Genomic DNA, 15289 nt, shown 5'->3' with positions numbered 1-15289 from the left:
TTACCGTCCTTCCATCGGAAAGCCCCCGAATAGATGGGTCAGGGGTTCACCCATATATACTGTTTTAAGTTGCTGTGGATGAATGAATTCGTCTTTAAACCACGGGTATTTGCCAGGGTTAAAAGCCTCGACCAGCCAGTCGATCATGTGACGCACCCTAGGGATGCGTCCGGTGGTGGCATGGTAAGACAGCCAGATGTCGTAGGACCACTTGAGATCAACCTCAAGTGGTACGATCTTCCCGCCCAGGGCACTCGCATAGGTTGGGAAGACCCCGATGCCGGCGCCGTGCGCCACGGCCCAGTAATTGGCGCTCGAGACATTGGTGGTCATCGCGATCAGGTCCCGCTGCTCGAAACCAGGGAAGATGGTGGCGAAGGCGGCATTGGCGGCGGCTTCGTCCGCCACCTGCAGAACCAAGCGGTGTTTGACGAGATCGTCAATCGTCTTTGGGATGCCAAATATCTCCAAATATTTCTCGCTCGCAAAGCACATCAGGTGCATGCGGCCAAGCCGGACCAGCTTGACGTCGAGCGCCGCCGGCCGGGAGAGGTGGATGGCGACGTCGGCCTCGTGACGCGACACGTCGGCCGAGCGCATCGCGCAATAGAGATCGACCATGACGTTGGGAAAGCTCTGCTGAAATTCGACCAGCCGGGGCGCCAGCCAGAACGTGCCGAGCCCCTCGGTCACCGCGACCCGGACCTCGCCCGACGCAGCGCCGGCGAGACCATCGCCCGCGCGCAGCAACTCGAATGACGCGGCCTCCATGTGCTCGACGGCGGAGACCACCAGCGCGCCTTCGTCGGTCAGCCGAGCGCCGTGGACATCGCGCGTGAACAGCGTCGCGCCGATCTGCCGCTCGAAATCATCGATGCGTCGCCGTACGGCATTGATCGAGAGCGTCAGCCGCTCGGCCGCGGAGCGAAAGCTGCCGGCCCTGACAACCTCGAGGAATATCCGCGCTGCATCCCAGTCGGTGAGGCTTGCCTGCGCCGATTTGCTCACGGTCGACTTGGCCGGGGCGGCCCGGCCCGTCGCAGTTCTTGCCGGCTTGCTCGCCGTTGCGCCCTTGGCGCCGCCACTCTCTCGGCTCAGTTCAATGCTCGATCCTGCCCCAGCAGACGAGCCGCCGTGCTCCCCTGGTGCCAGCGTCGCAGGGGTCTCGGCTAGTTCCCGGCGTTCCTTCTGAGGAACGCCCCGTTCCGCCGCAACGCGCATACAAGCTCTCTCCGCCTGCTAGAGTGATTCCGATAAATTACGGGCAGGGCACGTTCGTGCCATGATTTGGTTGAGCGATCGAGGGCCGATGAGTCTGCCACCTTCAGTTCTCTGCAGCATGGTCTTACCGCCAGCAGATGCGCGGTCTGACACATCATGTAGGACAGGGACACGCTTAACGCGAGTCGAACCTAAGATCGATGGTTTTTGCCTCGACCGCAATGAAATGGTATTCGAAGATGGGCCGTTGTCATGCTATCGTGATGAACGGATCGTGGCGCTAATTCATCGAATGCCGGGGAGCGGTGATGTCTCTTCACCCTGCGTCATGCCAGGACGCCGTCGTGCCGTCCCAGGGGGTAGGTGCATGGCTCGGCTGAGCCGCATCGGCAAAGCGCAGGGGAGCAACGACATGACGTATTTGGAAGCCATCCGCGAGTCGGGAGTTGCTCGGCTCCATCTCGTCGCACGCTACTAGAACGGAAACGACGCCTGTGGCCAATTCAGACGAACAAATGCTTGCAGTGCTTGCGTCCCTCGAGCAGTGCCGCGCCATGCTCGCGGCGACGGGCAATCGCGAATCGGCGCATTTGGTCTCGGTTGCCATCCTCGACCTGCGCATGAAGCTGAACCGTCTGAGCGAGGACGATCTGAAATCGCTCTGCGATGAGATGGTTCAAGCCGACAATCCCGACAAGCTGCGCGATGCGAAGCTGCAGCCGGGTCAGCGCCGGCCACCGTTGCTTCGAGTGGTGAAATAGCACAGTTCGATGTGTGCACAAGGGTGCATTTGGCGCATTTGTGATATGTCGTGATCCCACGGTGAGGCGCGCGCCGGCTCGCAGACGAGCCGGTTAAAGCGAGGCGACACTCCCTATCGGGGCGGGGGACTTCGCCAATGAGGCCCCGATCCGGGGACGTCGGGCTCTATCCTGGCGAAAGCCCGCAGGCCGTGATCATCGTTGACCGCCGTAACTTCGGCACGTCTGTTGCGTATTCCCCGCATCGGCGGCAAGAAGCGTCGTGCCCCGGCTTGCGCCTGGAGGGGCGTATCGCGGGACTCGCATGATCCAGAACGTATCGATTCCGGCCGCGTTCATTGCTGGCTTGGTCAGTTTTCTTTCGCCCTGCGTGCTACCGCTGGTTCCTCCGTATTTGATCTATCTCACCGGCGCCACGATCGAGCACATCGAGAGCGACGAGCCTCCGGCCGCGTCGCGTCGCGCCGTGATGATCTCGGCCGCACTGTTCGTGCTGGGCTTCTCCACCGTGTTCGTGATGCTGGGGGCGAGCGCCTCGCTGATCGGCGGCCTGATCCGGGCCTGGTCGGAGCAGTTGTCCATCCTCGCCGGCGTCGTCATCATCGTGATGGGCCTGCACTTCCTCGGCCTGACGCGGATCTCGTTCCTGATGCGCGAAGGGCGGCTGCCGATCCCCAAGCCGGTCGGCCTGTGGGGCGCCTATGTCATGGGGCTCGCCTTCGCCTTCGGCTGGACGCCGTGCATCGGGCCGATCCTGGCGGCGATCCTCTCGATCGCAGCTGCGGAGACGACGGTCGCCAAGGGGGCCGGGCTTCTTGCCGTCTATTCCGCCGGCCTCGGCATTCCGTTCCTGGTCGCGGCGTTCATGATCGAACAGTTCTCGGCGCTGTTCGTCCGCATGCGTGGCCATCTCGTGAACATCGAGCGCGCGATGGGCGTGCTGATGATCGCCACCGGCATCGGCTTTCTCACTGGCGCGGTCTCGACCTTCAGCATCTGGCTGCTCGAGACGTTCCCGGCGCTGCAGAGGTTCGGCTGACGCGGCTCAATCGTCGAGCTTGCAGGTGATGGTGTAGACCACGCCCGGCGGCAGGAAGTCGACCGTGGCCTCGCCGCCGAGCTGATCGCGCGCGCTGCGCTCGATCAGGCGGGAGCCGAAGCCGCGCTGGATCGGCGCCGAGACCACCGGGCCGCCGGTTTCCTGCCACACCAGCCGCAGCCGTGCCGGCAGCTTCTTCGCCGCGTCGGCCGCGCTCGCCAGCTCCCAGGACAGATCGACCGTGCCGGTGTCGTTGGAGAACGCACCATATTTGGCGGCGTTGGTTGCGATCTCATGCACGATCATCGACAGCACGACGGCGAGCCGCGGCGACAGCGCCACCTTCGGGCCGGAGATCCTGATGCGGTCGGGCGTGTTGAGGCGGTAGGGCTTGAGCACGCGCTCGATCACGTCCTGCAGCTCAGAACCCTGCCATTTCTCCTTGCTGAGCAGATTATGCGCCTCGGCGAGCGCGCCGAGCCGGCCCTCGAACTTCTCACGCTCAAGGCGGCTGGCGCTGCGGAAGGTCTGCACCGCGATCGCCTGCAGGATCGCCAGCGTGTTCTTGACCCGGTGATTGAGCTCCTCGATCAGCAGGTCGTGCAGCATCTCGGCGCGCGCGATCGTCGTCGCCATCCGCACCGCGAAGGCCAGACCGATCGCCAGCATGATGCCGCCGAGCAGGCTGGTGACGGCGAGGTTGCGCCACAACGGCGCAACCAGCGAATCCTCGGCGATGCCGGCGCCGATGGTCCATCCGGTGAGGGTGGAATGGGTGAAGCTCGACAGCAGCGGCACGCCCTCGAGCGATACGCTCGACAGCGTCGCCTCCTGCTCGCTGCGCATGCGATCAAACACCGAGGGCGAGGCCTGCTTGCCTATCGTCTCCGCCGGATTTGGCACGCGTGCGAAGACGGTCGCCTGGCGGTCGAGCAGCGACAAGGTCCAGTCCGGATTCGGCCGCTGCTTTTCCAGGATGGTCTGGAACATCTCGATCGGCGGGCTGAACGAGATGTCATAGACGACCTCGCCGTCGCGAAAGACGGGCACCTCGACGGTGACGATCAGGCTCTTCTTCACGACGCCGTAGAACAGGTCGGAATATTGCGGCTGCCGGGTCTCGAACACGCGGCGGGTGATCTCGCTGTTGTTGCGCGTCGGCAGGTGAGCCGTATCCGTCGTCGCCGACGAGAACAGCTGGCGTCCGTTGCGGTCGGCGACCACGATCGTGCCGTTCTTGCCGTACTGCTCGAGGAAGCCCATCGCGATCGGCCGGAAGCGTTCGAAATCGCCGGTGGTCAGAGCATCGGTCAGCGCCAGGACCTGGACGCCGCCGGTCATGCGCTGCATTTCGGCATCGAGCGTCAGCCGGATGCTGCGCACCGTCTCCAGCACGCGCTGACGGGCGTCGCTGCGATCCTGCATGTAGCTGTGCAAGACGATTCCGCCTGCGAACAGGATGAGCGGCAGTGTGGTCCCTGCGACCAGAAGAGCAAGCCGGATCGGCAGGGAGAGTTTTGGCACGGATGCCCCGTTTGAGCTGGCGCTGCTGATCGCCGTTGGGACTGACGCAGGCGGGAGACGCGTCGGGCGGAGGCGAATTTGTGCGGCGAGCGCATATCAGGCTGGAGCGGCTGCCTCCGCAAGGGCTCGGCGGTTGCAGCCGTTCACATGACTGTCAGCATAGGAGAGCACCGCGTGCACGCCAAGCGCAACGCGCGGGGATCGCCGGTTCCCTGAGCGGCTTTACCGCCACGACGCCGCTCCTAGACGTTGCTTTCGGTGATCGCCGCGTACACCATCGTGCGCAGCTCGCGGCGGATCGGGTAGGCGCTCGACGGCAAGACCTGGGTCATGAAGATCGTGATCAGCTCCTCGGCCGGGTCGATCCAGAACGCCGTGGAGGCCGCACCGCCCCAGGCATATTCGCCGGCGCTGCCGGGAATCAACGTCTTGGCCGGATCCATCGTCACCGAGAAGCCGAGACCGAAGCCGATGCCGTTATAGGCTGCTTCCGCGAACATCGAGCGCGACAGCGCCGGCAGGTCGACGCCGCCCGGCAGATGGTTCGAGGTCATCAGCTTCAGCGTCTTCGGTCCGAGCAGCCTGACGCCGCCGAGCTCGCCGCCATTGAGCAATGCGCGGCAGAACGTCAGATAGTCGGCGGTGGTCGAGCACAGGCCGCCGCCGCCGGAGATGAAGTCGGGCGGGTTCAGGAACGAACTGGTCGCCGGGTCGTCCTGCAAGGTCAGGCCGCCCTTGCGATCGGCGGCGTGGAACGACAAGGCGCCGCCGGCATCGGCCGAGTAGCACGCCGCCAGCCGGTGCGCCTTCGCCGCGGGCACGTGGAAATCGGTGTCGCTCATGCCGAGCGGATCGAAGATGCGCTGCTTCAGGACTTGCTCGAACGGCTGGTCGGCGATCTTGCCGACGAGATAGCCGACCACGTCGGTTGAGACCGAGTAGTTCCAGGCCTCGCCCGGCGAGAATTCGAGCGGAATACGCGAGAGATCATCGATCATCGACTGCAGCGTTCCCGCCTTTTCGACTGCGCCGATCTTGGCGTCGCGATAGGCGGCATCGACGTTCGATCGCTGCTGGAAGCCGTAGGTCAGGCCGGAGGTGTGGCGCAGCAGGTCGACGATCAGCATCGGCCGCGACGGCGGCCGGCTGACAAAGGCCGGCGCGGTGCCGGCGACGAACACGCCGAGATTCTTCCACTCCGGAATGTATTTCGCGACCGGCTCGTCGAGCGCGACCTTGCCTTCCTCGACCAGCATCATGAAGGCGACCGAGGTGATCGGCTTGGTCATCGAATAGATGCGGTAGATCGTGTCGTCCCTGACCGGGACCTTGCGCTCGACGTCGGCATAGCCGAGCGAGCTCGCATGCACGATCTTGCCGCGGCGATAGACCATCAACTGCGTCCCGGGAAAGCGGCCGGCCTCGACATAGCGCTGCCGCAGATGGGCATCGATGCGATCGAGCGCGGCTTTCGACATGCCGACGGTTTCGGGCGAGGCGGGTGTCGGGGCGAGCATCGGGCGTCTCCGCTATAATCGGTTTCTGGCGGCCTGCGCGAGGATCGGCCGCGCATCCCGTTTGTTCCGGGTGATAGCCGAAAATCGCGCCGCGTCCAATGGCAGGCCAGGCATGCGTCGTGTACCCTTTGCGCCGGGAGGAATTGGCAATGACACAATTCAATGAAGGCGAGCTCACGGAGGCCGTCGTCGCGAGCCTCGAACGGACACCCGATCCGCGCGCGAAATTCCTGCTGCAGGAATTGGTGAAGTCGCTGCACGATTATGTGCGCCGGACGGAGCTCACTTTCGACGAATGGGCCGCCGCCATCGACTTTCTCACCCGCACCGGACAGACCTGCACCGCAAGCCGGCAGGAGTTCATCCTGCTGTCCGACGTGCTCGGCGTGTCGATGCTGGTCGACGCCATCAATCATCGCGACCGGGCAGGGGCGACGGAGACGACCGTACTCGGCCCGTTCTACGTCGGCGAGCACAAGGTGACGCCCCACGGCACCGACATCTCGGCGGATCTCAAGGGCGAGAAGATGTTCGTCCAGGGACGGGTGACCGATCTGGCGGGTGCCCCGCTGGCAGGCGCCGCGGTCGATGTCTGGCATGCCGACGACGAGGGCTTCTACGATTCGCAGCGGCCGTCCTATGAAAGCGATGGTCCGTCGTCGCGGGCGCGCTTCATCACCGATGCGGATGGCCGCTTTTTCTTCCGCACCATCCTGCCCTGCAGCTATCCGATCCCGACCGACGGTCCGGTGGGACGGATGATCCTCGAGACCAAGCGTCATCCGATGCGCCCGGCCCATGTGCATTTCCTGGTGGACGCCAAGGGCTACGAGCCGCTCATCACCCATGTCTTCGTCGGCGGCGACGAATATCTCGACAGCGACGTCGTCTTTGGCGTCAAGGACGAGCTCATCGCCCAGGTCGAGCGGCGCAGCGACGCTGTGATGCCGGACGGCAAGCTGGCCATCGGGCCATGGCACTTGATGACCTACGATTTCCGCATGAAGCCGGGAGCGGGCGTGGCGCCGAGGCCGCTTGGCGCGATCGCGCCTGAACCCGCCTGATCCGCAGCCGGCAGGTCCGCCTACCAGCCGCCGTGGCGAGCCGCGAGCAGGATGATCACTGCGATCGCGAGCAGCGCAGTCGTCGCCTTCCAGAACAGCAGCGGATTGCGCTCGATCAGGGGCGTCCGGCCGCCGCCGATATAGGCGGGATTGGGGTGCCGAAGGTCGAAGACGAATTCCGAGAGGCTCTCGTAACGTTTGGCGGCGACGGGATGGACGGCGCGCCGGAGTGCGCCATCGATCCAGAGCGGGACGGTTTGGTCATCGCCGGAGGCCGGGTGATAAAGCACCTTGCGAAACTGCGCCCGGGTTCGTGCACGTGCCATCTGCGCGCCGTAGGGCAGCCGGCCCGTCAGCATCTGGTAGGCGATCACGCCGAGCGAGAACTGGTCTGACCATTCGGAGCCGCCCTCGCCGAGAAAATATTCCGGCGCCGTATACTGCTGGGTGCCGAGGATGCTGTCGTGGTCGGCAGCCGGATCGGCCTCGACCACGCCGCTGACCCGCACCGATCCGAAATCGATGATCTTCACCGTCCCGGTCCGGTCGATCATGATGTTTGCAGGCCGCAGATCCTGGTGCAGCACTTCCTTGCGATGCAGCGCCTGCAGCCCCCTGGCGATCTGCTCGATGATGTCTCTGACGGCATCGAGATCGGCTTTGGGATGGTCGATCATCCATTGCGCCAGGGTCTGGCCTTCGACGAATTCGGTGACGACGTAGAGATGATCGCGGCGACGCGTCGATGGGAAGGCCTTCAGCACGTGCGGGTTGTCGATCCGCCGCGCAATCCAGTCTTCCATCAGGAACCGTTTGAGATAGGCCGGGTCGCCGCGCAGGTCGATCGAAGGCACCTTGAGGGCGACGGCGAGCTCCGTCTCGACGTCGACGGCCAGATAGATGTGGCTGCGGCTGCTGGCGTGGATCTCGCGCACGATCCGGTAGCCCTCGAAGATCATCCGCGCGTCCAGCACCGGCGCCGGCGGCAGCTGCTCGGCCTGGACCGGAATCTCGGCGGCATCGCCGGCACCGAGTTCGTCGATCCGCACGATCTGGATCGTGAGATTGTCCGCGCTGCCCTGCGCCAGCGCCTCAGCGACGATGATACGGGCCGCCTGGTCGAGGTCGTGGGAATTCTCTTTCAACACGTTGGCGACAAAACGCTTGCCCACGTGTTCGTGAACGCCGTCGGTCGCGAGCACGAAGATGTCGCCGCGCTCGATCCGAATGGCCTGATAGTCGATTTCGACCTCGGGATTGACCCCGAGCGCACGCCCCAGATAGCTCTGCTGCGACGAGATGATGACGCGATGATCGTCGGTGAGCTGTTCGAGCGAATGGCCTGCGGGGCGATAGATGCGACAATCGCCGATATGGAAGAGATGCGCCGTGGCCGCCTTGATCACCATCGCGCTGAGCGTGCAGACGTAACCCTTGTCGCGGTCATAGGCGTATTGGCTGGCTCTGGTCTGGGCGTAGAGCCAGGAGTTGGCCGCGGCGATCACGCGTCGCGCCGAGGTCTTCACCGACCAGGCATCCGGCGTGCAGTAGTAGTCGGTCAGGAAGCTCTTGACCGCCGACTCGCTCGCAATGTGGCTGACCTCGCTGCTGCTGATCCCGTCCGCGATGGCGATCGCGATGCCCTTCAGGCTGAGCGCCGGCTCATCGGGAATCAGCGCGCCGTGGAAGTCCTGGTTGCCCGGCTTCTGCCCTTTGTCGGAATGCGCTCCGATGGTGATCCGCAATGGCATTTGGGCTATCGAGCGATTTGAGGAGAGCCCGACCTTAACTGAAGCCGGGCTCTCCAAGGGAGACGGAAATCAGGCCGCGACGCGGGCTGCGATCTTGGCATCACGCTTCGGCTGCGTCCTGACATGGGTGGCGTACAGCGTCAGGCCGGTGAACGAGAGACCGCCGACGAGATTGCCGAGCACGGTCGGGATCTCGTTCCAGACCAGGTAGTCCATGATCGAGAACTTCGCATGGAGCATCAGCCCCGACGGAAACAGGAACATGTTCACCACCGAATGCTCGAACACCATGTAGAAGAACACCAGGATCGGCATCCACATCGCCAGCACCTTGCCCGGGACCGTCGTCGAGATCATCGCGCCGACCACGCCGGTGGAGACCATCCAGTTGCACAGCATGCCGCGGATGAACAGCGTCGCCATGCCGGCCGCGCCATGCGCCGCGTAGCCGAGCGTCCTGCCTTCACCGATATTGCCGATGACAGCGCCGACCTTGTCCGGCTCCTGCGTGAAGCCGAACGTGGTCACGAATGCCATCATGAAGGCAACGGTCAGTGCCCCGGCGAAATTGCCGATGAAGACGAGGCCCCAGTTGCGCAGCACGCCCGCGATGGTCACGCCCGGACGCTTGTCGATCAGCGCCAGCGGCGACAGCACGAACACGCCAGTCAGCAGATCGAAGCCCAGCAAATAGAGCATGCAGAAGCCGACCGGAAACAACAGCGCGCCGATGATCGGCTGGCCTGTGTTCACATTGATGGTGACGGCAAACCAGGCCGCGAGCGCCAGGATCGCGCCAGCCATGTAGGCGCGGATGACGGTGTCCCGGGTCGACATGAAGATCTTGGACTCACCTGCGTCCACCATCTTGGTCACGAATTCTGAAGGCGCGAGGTACGACATTCAAACGTCCTTTGTTGGCTCTCGGGAATAGATTGCGCGCTGCCTTGCGAGAGGTTCTGGCTCTCGCGGGACATCGCCACGGGCAGGCGGATCGGATGTCGAATGCGGGGAAGGGCGTCACGACGACCGCGCCGAGGTGACCCCGGTCGCGAGCGCGCGTCCGTCCCGGAGATCAGGCGCCATCGGCCTCGACAGTCCGGCGAACCGCAGTCATCGTTGACTTGTAGTCGTCGAAGCAATGCCTGTGCCAATTTTGACGCCAATCAAAAGATCATCGATTTCAATCGATTACGTTCGGATGTCGGCGCCGCGGCTGCTTGAAAGGCTGATTTGCTGCCCTGGTGCTCATGGAACAATCGCGCCATGCTCACTTTGTGTGCGGCGCACACAAAGTGAGCGAATCGCAAATTTTGGATGCGGCCTTCTGCCTCTGATGGATTGCTGTGCACGGCTAAGCGATTGAATCAGTTTCTGAATTCAAAATTGATGCGTTGGCACGAAGCTTGAAAGAGCATTTGCGACGCCATCGATGCCGTCCGCGCAATCCTCATCCGAATCGTGACGCTGCCCCTTCCGAGGCCACCTCGGAACACGCGCCTTCGTGCGTGGCGCAGCGACCCGCAACGGACGGCCATTTCACCCATCGAGCGCTCTTCAGACAAAGGACGACAGCACTCATGACGAAGACTGCCAATCCTGCTCGCCGCAACGGCTTCAGCCGTCGTCAGCTTCTCAAGGCCGGCGCCGGCACGGCTGCGCTGCTAGCAGCCGCGAAGCTGAACTTGCCGGGCGGAGCGTTCGCCCAGGGGGCGGGGCCGGAAGTCGCCAGCGCCAAGCTCGGCTTCATCGCGCTCAGCGATGCCGGTCCGCTGTTCGTGGCCAAGGACAAGGGCATCTTCGCCAAATACGGCATGCCCGACGTCGACGTACAGAAGCAGGCCTCGTGGGGCACCACGCGCGACAACCTCGTGCTCGGCTCTGAAGGCAACGGCATCGACGGCGCGCACATCCTGACCCCGATGCCGTACCTGATCTCCTCGGGCAAGGTGACGCAGAACAACCAGCCGACGCCGATGTACATTCTGGCGCGGCTCAATCTCGATGCGCAGTGCATCTCGGTCGGAAAGGAATATGCAGACCTCAAGCTCGGCCTCGATACCGCGCCGTTCAAAGCCGCGCTGGAGAAGAAGAAGGCCTCCGGCAAGTCCGTGAAGGCCGCGATGACCTTCCCGGGCGGCACCCACGATCTCTGGATCCGCTACTGGCTCGCCGCCGGCGGCATCGATCCCGACAAGGACATCGAGACCATCGTGGTGCCGCCGCCGCAGATGGTGGCCAACATGAAGGTCGGCACCATGGACTGCTTCTGCGTCGGCGAGCCGTGGAATGCGCAGCTCGTGAACCAGGGTATCGGCTACACCGCCGTCACGACGGGCGAGATCTGGAACAAGCATCCCGAAAAATCCTTCGCGATGCGCGCCGCCTTTGTCGACAAATATCCGAAGGCCGCGAAGGCGTTGACGATGGCGGTGATGGAAGCGCAGCAGTGGGCCGACAAGATGGAGAACAAGCAGGAGCTTGCGACCATCATGGCCAAGCGGCAGTGGATGAATTGCCCGGTCGAGGACGTCGCCGGACGCACGGCCGGCAAGTTCGACTACGGTACCGGCAAGGTCGTCGAGAACTCGCCGCACATCATGAAGTATTGGCGCGACTTCGCGTCCTATCCATTCCAGAGCCACGATCTCTGGTTCATCACCGAGGACATCCGGTGGGGCAAGTATGAGGCCGGCTTCGACGCCAAGTCGCTGATCGCCAAGGTCAACCGCGAGGACATCTGGCGCGAGGCCGCCAAGGAGATGAACGTCGCCGCCGCCGAGATTCCGACCTCCAAGTCGCGCGGCAAGGAGACCTTCTTCGACGGCAAGGTGTTCGATCCGGAAGATCCCGCCGCCTACCTGAAGTCGCTGTCGATCAAGCGCGTCGACGCCTGATCAGGACCTCCCGCCGCGCGCGCAAGGCGCGCGGCCTCTCTCATTGCACGGAGAAAGATTTCCGATGTCCATGCCAGCGTTGACCAACGATAGCGCTCCCCAGGTCGTGCCGACCGCGGCGGCGTCCACCTCGGCGTCCATCGTGACCATGACGCCCAAGCAGGCGCCGAAAGCCGAACGCTATGGAAAGATCGCCCGCGAGGCCGCGGTGCGCGTGGTGCCGCCGTTGATCGTGCTGGCGCTGTTCCTGCTGATTTGGGAGCTGGTCTGCCGCCGGGCCGGCTCGGCGCTGCCGCCGCCCTCCCGGGTGTTCAGCGATACCCGCGAGCTGATCTTCGATCCGTTCTTCGATCATGGCGGCATCGACAAGGGACTGTTCTGGCATCTCGAGGCCAGCCTGCGCCGCGTCGCCTTCGGCTACGCGATTGCTGCCGTCGTCGGCGTCGGTGTCGGCACGCTGATCGGCCAGTCGGTGTGGGCCATGCGCGGCCTCGATCCGATCTTCCAGGTGCTGCGCACGATCCCGCCGCTCGCCTGGCTGCCGCTGTCGCTGGCGGCGTTCCGCGACGGCCAGCCGTCGGCGATCTTCGTCATCTTCATCACCTCGGTATGGCCGATCATCATCAACACCGCGGTCGGCATCCGCAACATTCCGCAGGACTATCGCAACGTCGCCGCGGTGGTGCAGCTCAATCCGCTGGAGTTCTTCGCCAAGATCATGATTCCGGCGGCCGCGCCCTACATCTTCACCGGCCTGCGCATCGGCATCGGCCTGTCGTGGCTCGCGATCGTCGCGGCCGAGATGCTGATCGGCGGCGTCGGCATCGGTTTCTTCATCTGGGACGCGTGGAATTCCTCGCATATCAGCGAGATCATCCTGGCGCTGTTCTATGTCGGCATCATCGGCTTCGTGCTCGACCGCCTGATTGCGGTCGTCGGCAAGATCGTCACCCGCGGCACCGCGACGAATTGAGAGGTAGAGATCATGGCCTATCTGAAGCTCGACCACGTCGACAAGACCTTCACCCGCGGCACCGCCACCACCGAAGTGCTGAAGGACATCAACCTCTCGATCAACAAGGGCGAATACGTCTCGATCATCGGCCATTCCGGCTGCGGCAAGTCGACAATGCTCAACATCGTGGCGGGGCTCACCACGGCCACGACCGGCGGCGTGCTGCTGGAGGAGCGCGAAGTCAATTCGCCGGGACCCGACCGCGCCGTGGTGTTCCAGAACCACAGCCTGCTGCCCTGGCTGACGGTCTACGAGAACGTGCGGCTCGGCGTCGACAAGGTGTTCGCCAAGACCAAGACCCGCGCCGAGCGCGACGCCTGGACCATGCACAATCTGAACCTGGTGCAGATGGCCCATGCCAAGGACAAGCGGCCCAACGAGGTCTCCGGCGGCATGAAGCAGCGCGTCGGCATTGCCCGCGCGCTCGCCATGGAGCCGAAAGTGCTGCTGCTCGACGAGCCGTTCGGCGCGCTCGACGCGCTGACGCGGGCGCATCTGCAGGACTCGGTGATGGCGCTGCACCAGAAGCTCGGCAATACCATCCTGATGATCACGCACGATGTCGACGAGGCGGTGCTGCTGTCCGACCGCATCGTGATGATGACCAACGGCCCGAGCGCGCATATCGGCGAGGTGCTCGAGGTCGCCCTGCCGCGGCCGCGCAAGCGGCTCGAGCTGGCGACCAACGCCACCTACGTCAAGTGTCGCCAGCGCGTGCTGGAGTTCCTGTATGAGCGGCATCGCTACGTCGAGGCGGCGTGACGATTGGAAAGCGGAGAGCGCATCGAACCGCTCTCCGCGTCGGGCGACTAACGGGTTCTCGTTTCCATCATAAGGATTTCCCATGACGCCGTCTCAGATCGCATTGGTTCAGGATAGCTTTGCCAGGGTCGCGCCGATCTCCGATCAGGCCGCGACCATCTTCTACGATCGGCTGTTCGAGGTCGCGCCGCAGGTGCGCGCGATGTTTCCCGACGATCTCACCGAGCAGCGCAAGAAGCTGATGGCGACCTTGGCGGTCGTCGTGAATGGATTGACGAACCTGCCCGCGATCCTGCCGGCGGCAAGCGCGCTCGCCAAGCGCCACGTCGATTACGGCGCCAAGCCGGAGCACTATCCGGCGGTCGGCGCCGCGCTGCTGTGGACCCTTGAGAAGGGACTTGGCGACGGCTGGACACCCGAGGTCGCCGATGCCTGGACCGCGGCCTACGGCACGCTGTCCGGCTACATGATCGCGGAAGCCCATGGCAAGGCGCAGGCGGCGGAGTAGGCGCTTTGAGTGAACCGCTCGTCATCGTCGGCAACGGCATGGCTGCCGCAAAGCTGGTCGAGGAATTGTCGCAGACTGCGCTCGGCCGCTACGCGATCGCCGTCATCGGCGAGGAGCCGCGGCTCGCCTACAACCGCGTGCTGCTGTCGTCGGTGCTGGCCGGCGAGGCCGCGTCCCACGAGATCGAGCTCAAGCCGGCGGCCTGGTGGCGCGAGCGTGGGGTGACGTTGAAATACGGTGCGCGCGTCACCGCCATCGATGTCGGCCGTCGCGAGCTGCAGATCGAGAACGACGAGAACGTGGCGTTCTCGCGCCTGGTCCTCGCCACCGGCTCGCTGCCGCTGCGGCTGCCGGTGCCGGGCGCCGATCTGCCGGGTGTGCGCACATTCCGCGACAGCCGGGACACGGACGTGCTTCTGGCGCTGGCGGCGAAGAAGGGGCGCGTGGTGGTCGTCGGCGGCGGGCTGCTCGGGCTGGAAGCGGCCTATGGCCTGGCGCGTGCCGGCGCCAGGGTGACGCTGTTGCATCTGATGGACCGGCTGATGGAGCGGCAGCTCGATGCGCCGGCCGCCGCGTTGCTCAAGTCGCTGGTGGCGCGCAAAGGGATCGAGGTTCTGCTCAATGCCAGCACCGCGGCCATCCATGGCGATGGTCGCGTGGAAGGAGTCGAGCTGGCCGATGGGCGGCGCCTCGCCACCGACGCCGTGGTCTTCGCGGCCGGCATCCGGCCGAATGTGACACTGGCGAAGGAGGCGGGGCTCGCGGTCAACCGCGGCATCGTCGTCGACGACGCGATGCAGACCTCGGCGCCCGGCATCTTCGCGCTCGGCGAATGCGCCGAGCACCGCGGCACCTGTTATGGGCTGGTCGAACCTGCTTATGAGCAGGCGCGGGTGCTGGCGCGGCATCTCGCCGGCCGCCAGGCGGCCTATGGCGGCAGTGTCGTCTCGACCAATCTGAAGGTGTCGGGTGTGTCGGTGTTCTCGGCCGGCGACTTCATGGGCGCCGAGGGCAGCGAGGCGATCGTGCTCAACGACGCCAGGCGCGGCATCTACAAGAAGCTCGTCATCGCCGAAGGACGCCTCACCGGCGCCGTGCTGATCGGTGAGACTCAGGACGCGTTGTGGTATCGCGACCTGATCCGGAGCCGCGAACCGGTCGCAGCGATCCGGACAGCGATGATGTTCGGCCGCGCGGGGGCGCGGCCGCAGGCAGCGTGAGAAGGGGCCA

13 protein-coding genes are annotated in these 15289 nt (G+C 64.5%); 8 read left to right on the top strand and 5 right to left on the bottom strand.

What is annotated here, in order from left to right; all coding sequences use genetic code 11:
• Entirely contained in the window at window positions 1–1221 is a 1221-nt protein-coding gene (locus ACQR0W_RS02485; RefSeq protein ID WP_315754185.1) for a LysR family transcriptional regulator, read from the bottom strand.
• 515 nt (window positions 1222–1736) lie between these two features.
• Between ACQR0W_RS02485 and ACQR0W_RS02480 the strand changes: the two genes are divergently transcribed.
• Together ACQR0W_RS02480 and ACQR0W_RS02475 are read left to right on the top strand one after the other, a co-directional pair.
• The gene (locus ACQR0W_RS02480) at window positions 1737–1982 is read left to right on the top strand and encodes a hypothetical protein (RefSeq protein WP_315737708.1); all 246 of its coding nucleotides are present in this window, start codon (window positions 1737–1739) and stop codon (window positions 1980–1982) included.
• 304 nt (window positions 1983–2286) lie between these two features.
• Window positions 2287–3021 carry a cytochrome c biogenesis CcdA family protein gene (locus ACQR0W_RS02475; RefSeq protein ID WP_316170614.1) on the top strand — a complete coding sequence of 245 codons (735 nt, stop codon included), beginning with the start codon at window positions 2287–2289 and terminating at the stop codon, window positions 3019–3021.
• Window positions 3022–3027: 6 nt separating this feature from the next.
• Here the strand turns inward: ACQR0W_RS02475 and ACQR0W_RS02470 are convergent, their stop codons facing one another.
• Complete coding sequence (locus ACQR0W_RS02470; protein WP_434840556.1) at window positions 3028–4545, bottom strand: sensor histidine kinase; 1518 nt, start codon at window positions 4543–4545, stop codon at window positions 3028–3030.
• Window positions 4546–4787: 242 nt separating this feature from the next.
• A complete protein-coding gene (locus ACQR0W_RS02465) occupies window positions 4788–6062 on the bottom strand; it encodes a serine hydrolase domain-containing protein (protein ID WP_315826414.1) in 1275 nt (424 codons plus the stop codon).
• A 149-nt stretch (window positions 6063–6211) separates the two neighbouring features.
• Here ACQR0W_RS02465 and ACQR0W_RS02460 point away from each other — a divergent pair, with 149 nt between their 5' ends.
• On the top strand, window positions 6212–7126 hold the full coding sequence (locus tag ACQR0W_RS02460) for a dioxygenase (protein ID WP_315715726.1): 915 nt from the start codon (window positions 6212–6214) through the stop codon (window positions 7124–7126).
• Window positions 7127–7146: 20 nt separating this feature from the next.
• Here the strand turns inward: ACQR0W_RS02460 and ACQR0W_RS02455 are convergent, their stop codons facing one another.
• Together ACQR0W_RS02455 and ACQR0W_RS02450 are read right to left on the bottom strand one after the other, a co-directional pair.
• Window positions 7147–8877 (bottom strand): bifunctional protein-serine/threonine kinase/phosphatase, encoded by a 1731-nt coding sequence (locus ACQR0W_RS02455; RefSeq protein WP_316170612.1) that lies wholly within the window; start codon window positions 8875–8877, stop codon window positions 7147–7149.
• Window positions 8878–8946: 69 nt separating this feature from the next.
• Entirely contained in the window at window positions 8947–9780 is an 834-nt protein-coding gene (locus ACQR0W_RS02450) for a formate/nitrite transporter family protein (RefSeq protein WP_316170611.1), read from the bottom strand.
• Window positions 9781–10457: 677 nt separating this feature from the next.
• Between ACQR0W_RS02450 and ACQR0W_RS02445 the strand changes: the two genes are divergently transcribed.
• From ACQR0W_RS02445 to ACQR0W_RS02425, 5 genes are all read left to right on the top strand, one after another.
• A complete protein-coding gene (locus ACQR0W_RS02445) occupies window positions 10458–11774 on the top strand; it encodes a CmpA/NrtA family ABC transporter substrate-binding protein (protein WP_315754174.1) in 1317 nt (438 codons plus the stop codon).
• Between the two features lie 64 nt (window positions 11775–11838).
• Window positions 11839–12747 carry a nitrate ABC transporter permease gene (gene ntrB, locus ACQR0W_RS02440; RefSeq protein WP_434840557.1) on the top strand — a complete coding sequence of 303 codons (909 nt, stop codon included), beginning with the start codon at window positions 11839–11841 and terminating at the stop codon, window positions 12745–12747.
• A 9-nt stretch (window positions 12748–12756) separates the two neighbouring features.
• Window positions 12757–13551, top strand: coding sequence for an ABC transporter ATP-binding protein (locus tag ACQR0W_RS02435; protein WP_315715819.1), 795 nt, complete (start codon window positions 12757–12759; stop codon window positions 13549–13551).
• 82 nt (window positions 13552–13633) lie between these two features.
• The gene (locus ACQR0W_RS02430) at window positions 13634–14059 is read left to right on the top strand and encodes a globin family protein (RefSeq protein WP_316191787.1); all 426 of its coding nucleotides are present in this window, start codon (window positions 13634–13636) and stop codon (window positions 14057–14059) included.
• A 5-nt stretch (window positions 14060–14064) separates the two neighbouring features.
• Window positions 14065–15279 (top strand): NAD(P)/FAD-dependent oxidoreductase, encoded by a 1215-nt coding sequence (locus tag ACQR0W_RS02425; protein ID WP_434840558.1) that lies wholly within the window; start codon window positions 14065–14067, stop codon window positions 15277–15279.
• Window positions 15280–15289 lie beyond the last annotated feature (10 nt).

The sequence above is a fragment of the Bradyrhizobium sp. HKCCYLRH1034 genome (assembly GCF_051168375.1).
GTDB lineage: Bacteria > Pseudomonadota > Alphaproteobacteria > Rhizobiales > Xanthobacteraceae > Bradyrhizobium.
This window is presented reverse-complemented; position numbering and strand designations above follow the sequence as displayed.

Coding starts and splice junctions, on each gene's coding strand:
- ACQR0W_RS02460 (WP_315715726.1), top strand. CDS start 6,212: ATGACACAATTCAATGAAGGCGAGCTCACGGAGGCCGTCGTCGCGAGC.
- ACQR0W_RS02450 (WP_316170611.1), bottom strand. CDS start 9,780: ATGTCGTACCTCGCGCCTTCAGAATTCGTGACCAAGATGGTGGACGCA.
- ACQR0W_RS02480 (WP_315737708.1), top strand. CDS start 1,737: ATGCTTGCAGTGCTTGCGTCCCTCGAGCAGTGCCGCGCCATGCTCGCG.
- ntrB (WP_434840557.1), top strand. CDS start 11,839: ATGTCCATGCCAGCGTTGACCAACGATAGCGCTCCCCAGGTCGTGCCG.
- ACQR0W_RS02455 (WP_316170612.1), bottom strand. CDS start 8,877: ATGCCATTGCGGATCACCATCGGAGCGCATTCCGACAAAGGGCAGAAG.
- ACQR0W_RS02475 (WP_316170614.1), top strand. CDS start 2,287: ATGATCCAGAACGTATCGATTCCGGCCGCGTTCATTGCTGGCTTGGTC.
- ACQR0W_RS02445 (WP_315754174.1), top strand. CDS start 10,458: ATGACGAAGACTGCCAATCCTGCTCGCCGCAACGGCTTCAGCCGTCGT.
- ACQR0W_RS02430 (WP_316191787.1), top strand. CDS start 13,634: ATGACGCCGTCTCAGATCGCATTGGTTCAGGATAGCTTTGCCAGGGTC.
- ACQR0W_RS02485 (WP_315754185.1), bottom strand. CDS start 1,221: ATGCGCGTTGCGGCGGAACGGGGCGTTCCTCAGAAGGAACGCCGGGAA.
- ACQR0W_RS02465 (WP_315826414.1), bottom strand. CDS start 6,062: ATGCTCGCCCCGACACCCGCCTCGCCCGAAACCGTCGGCATGTCGAAA.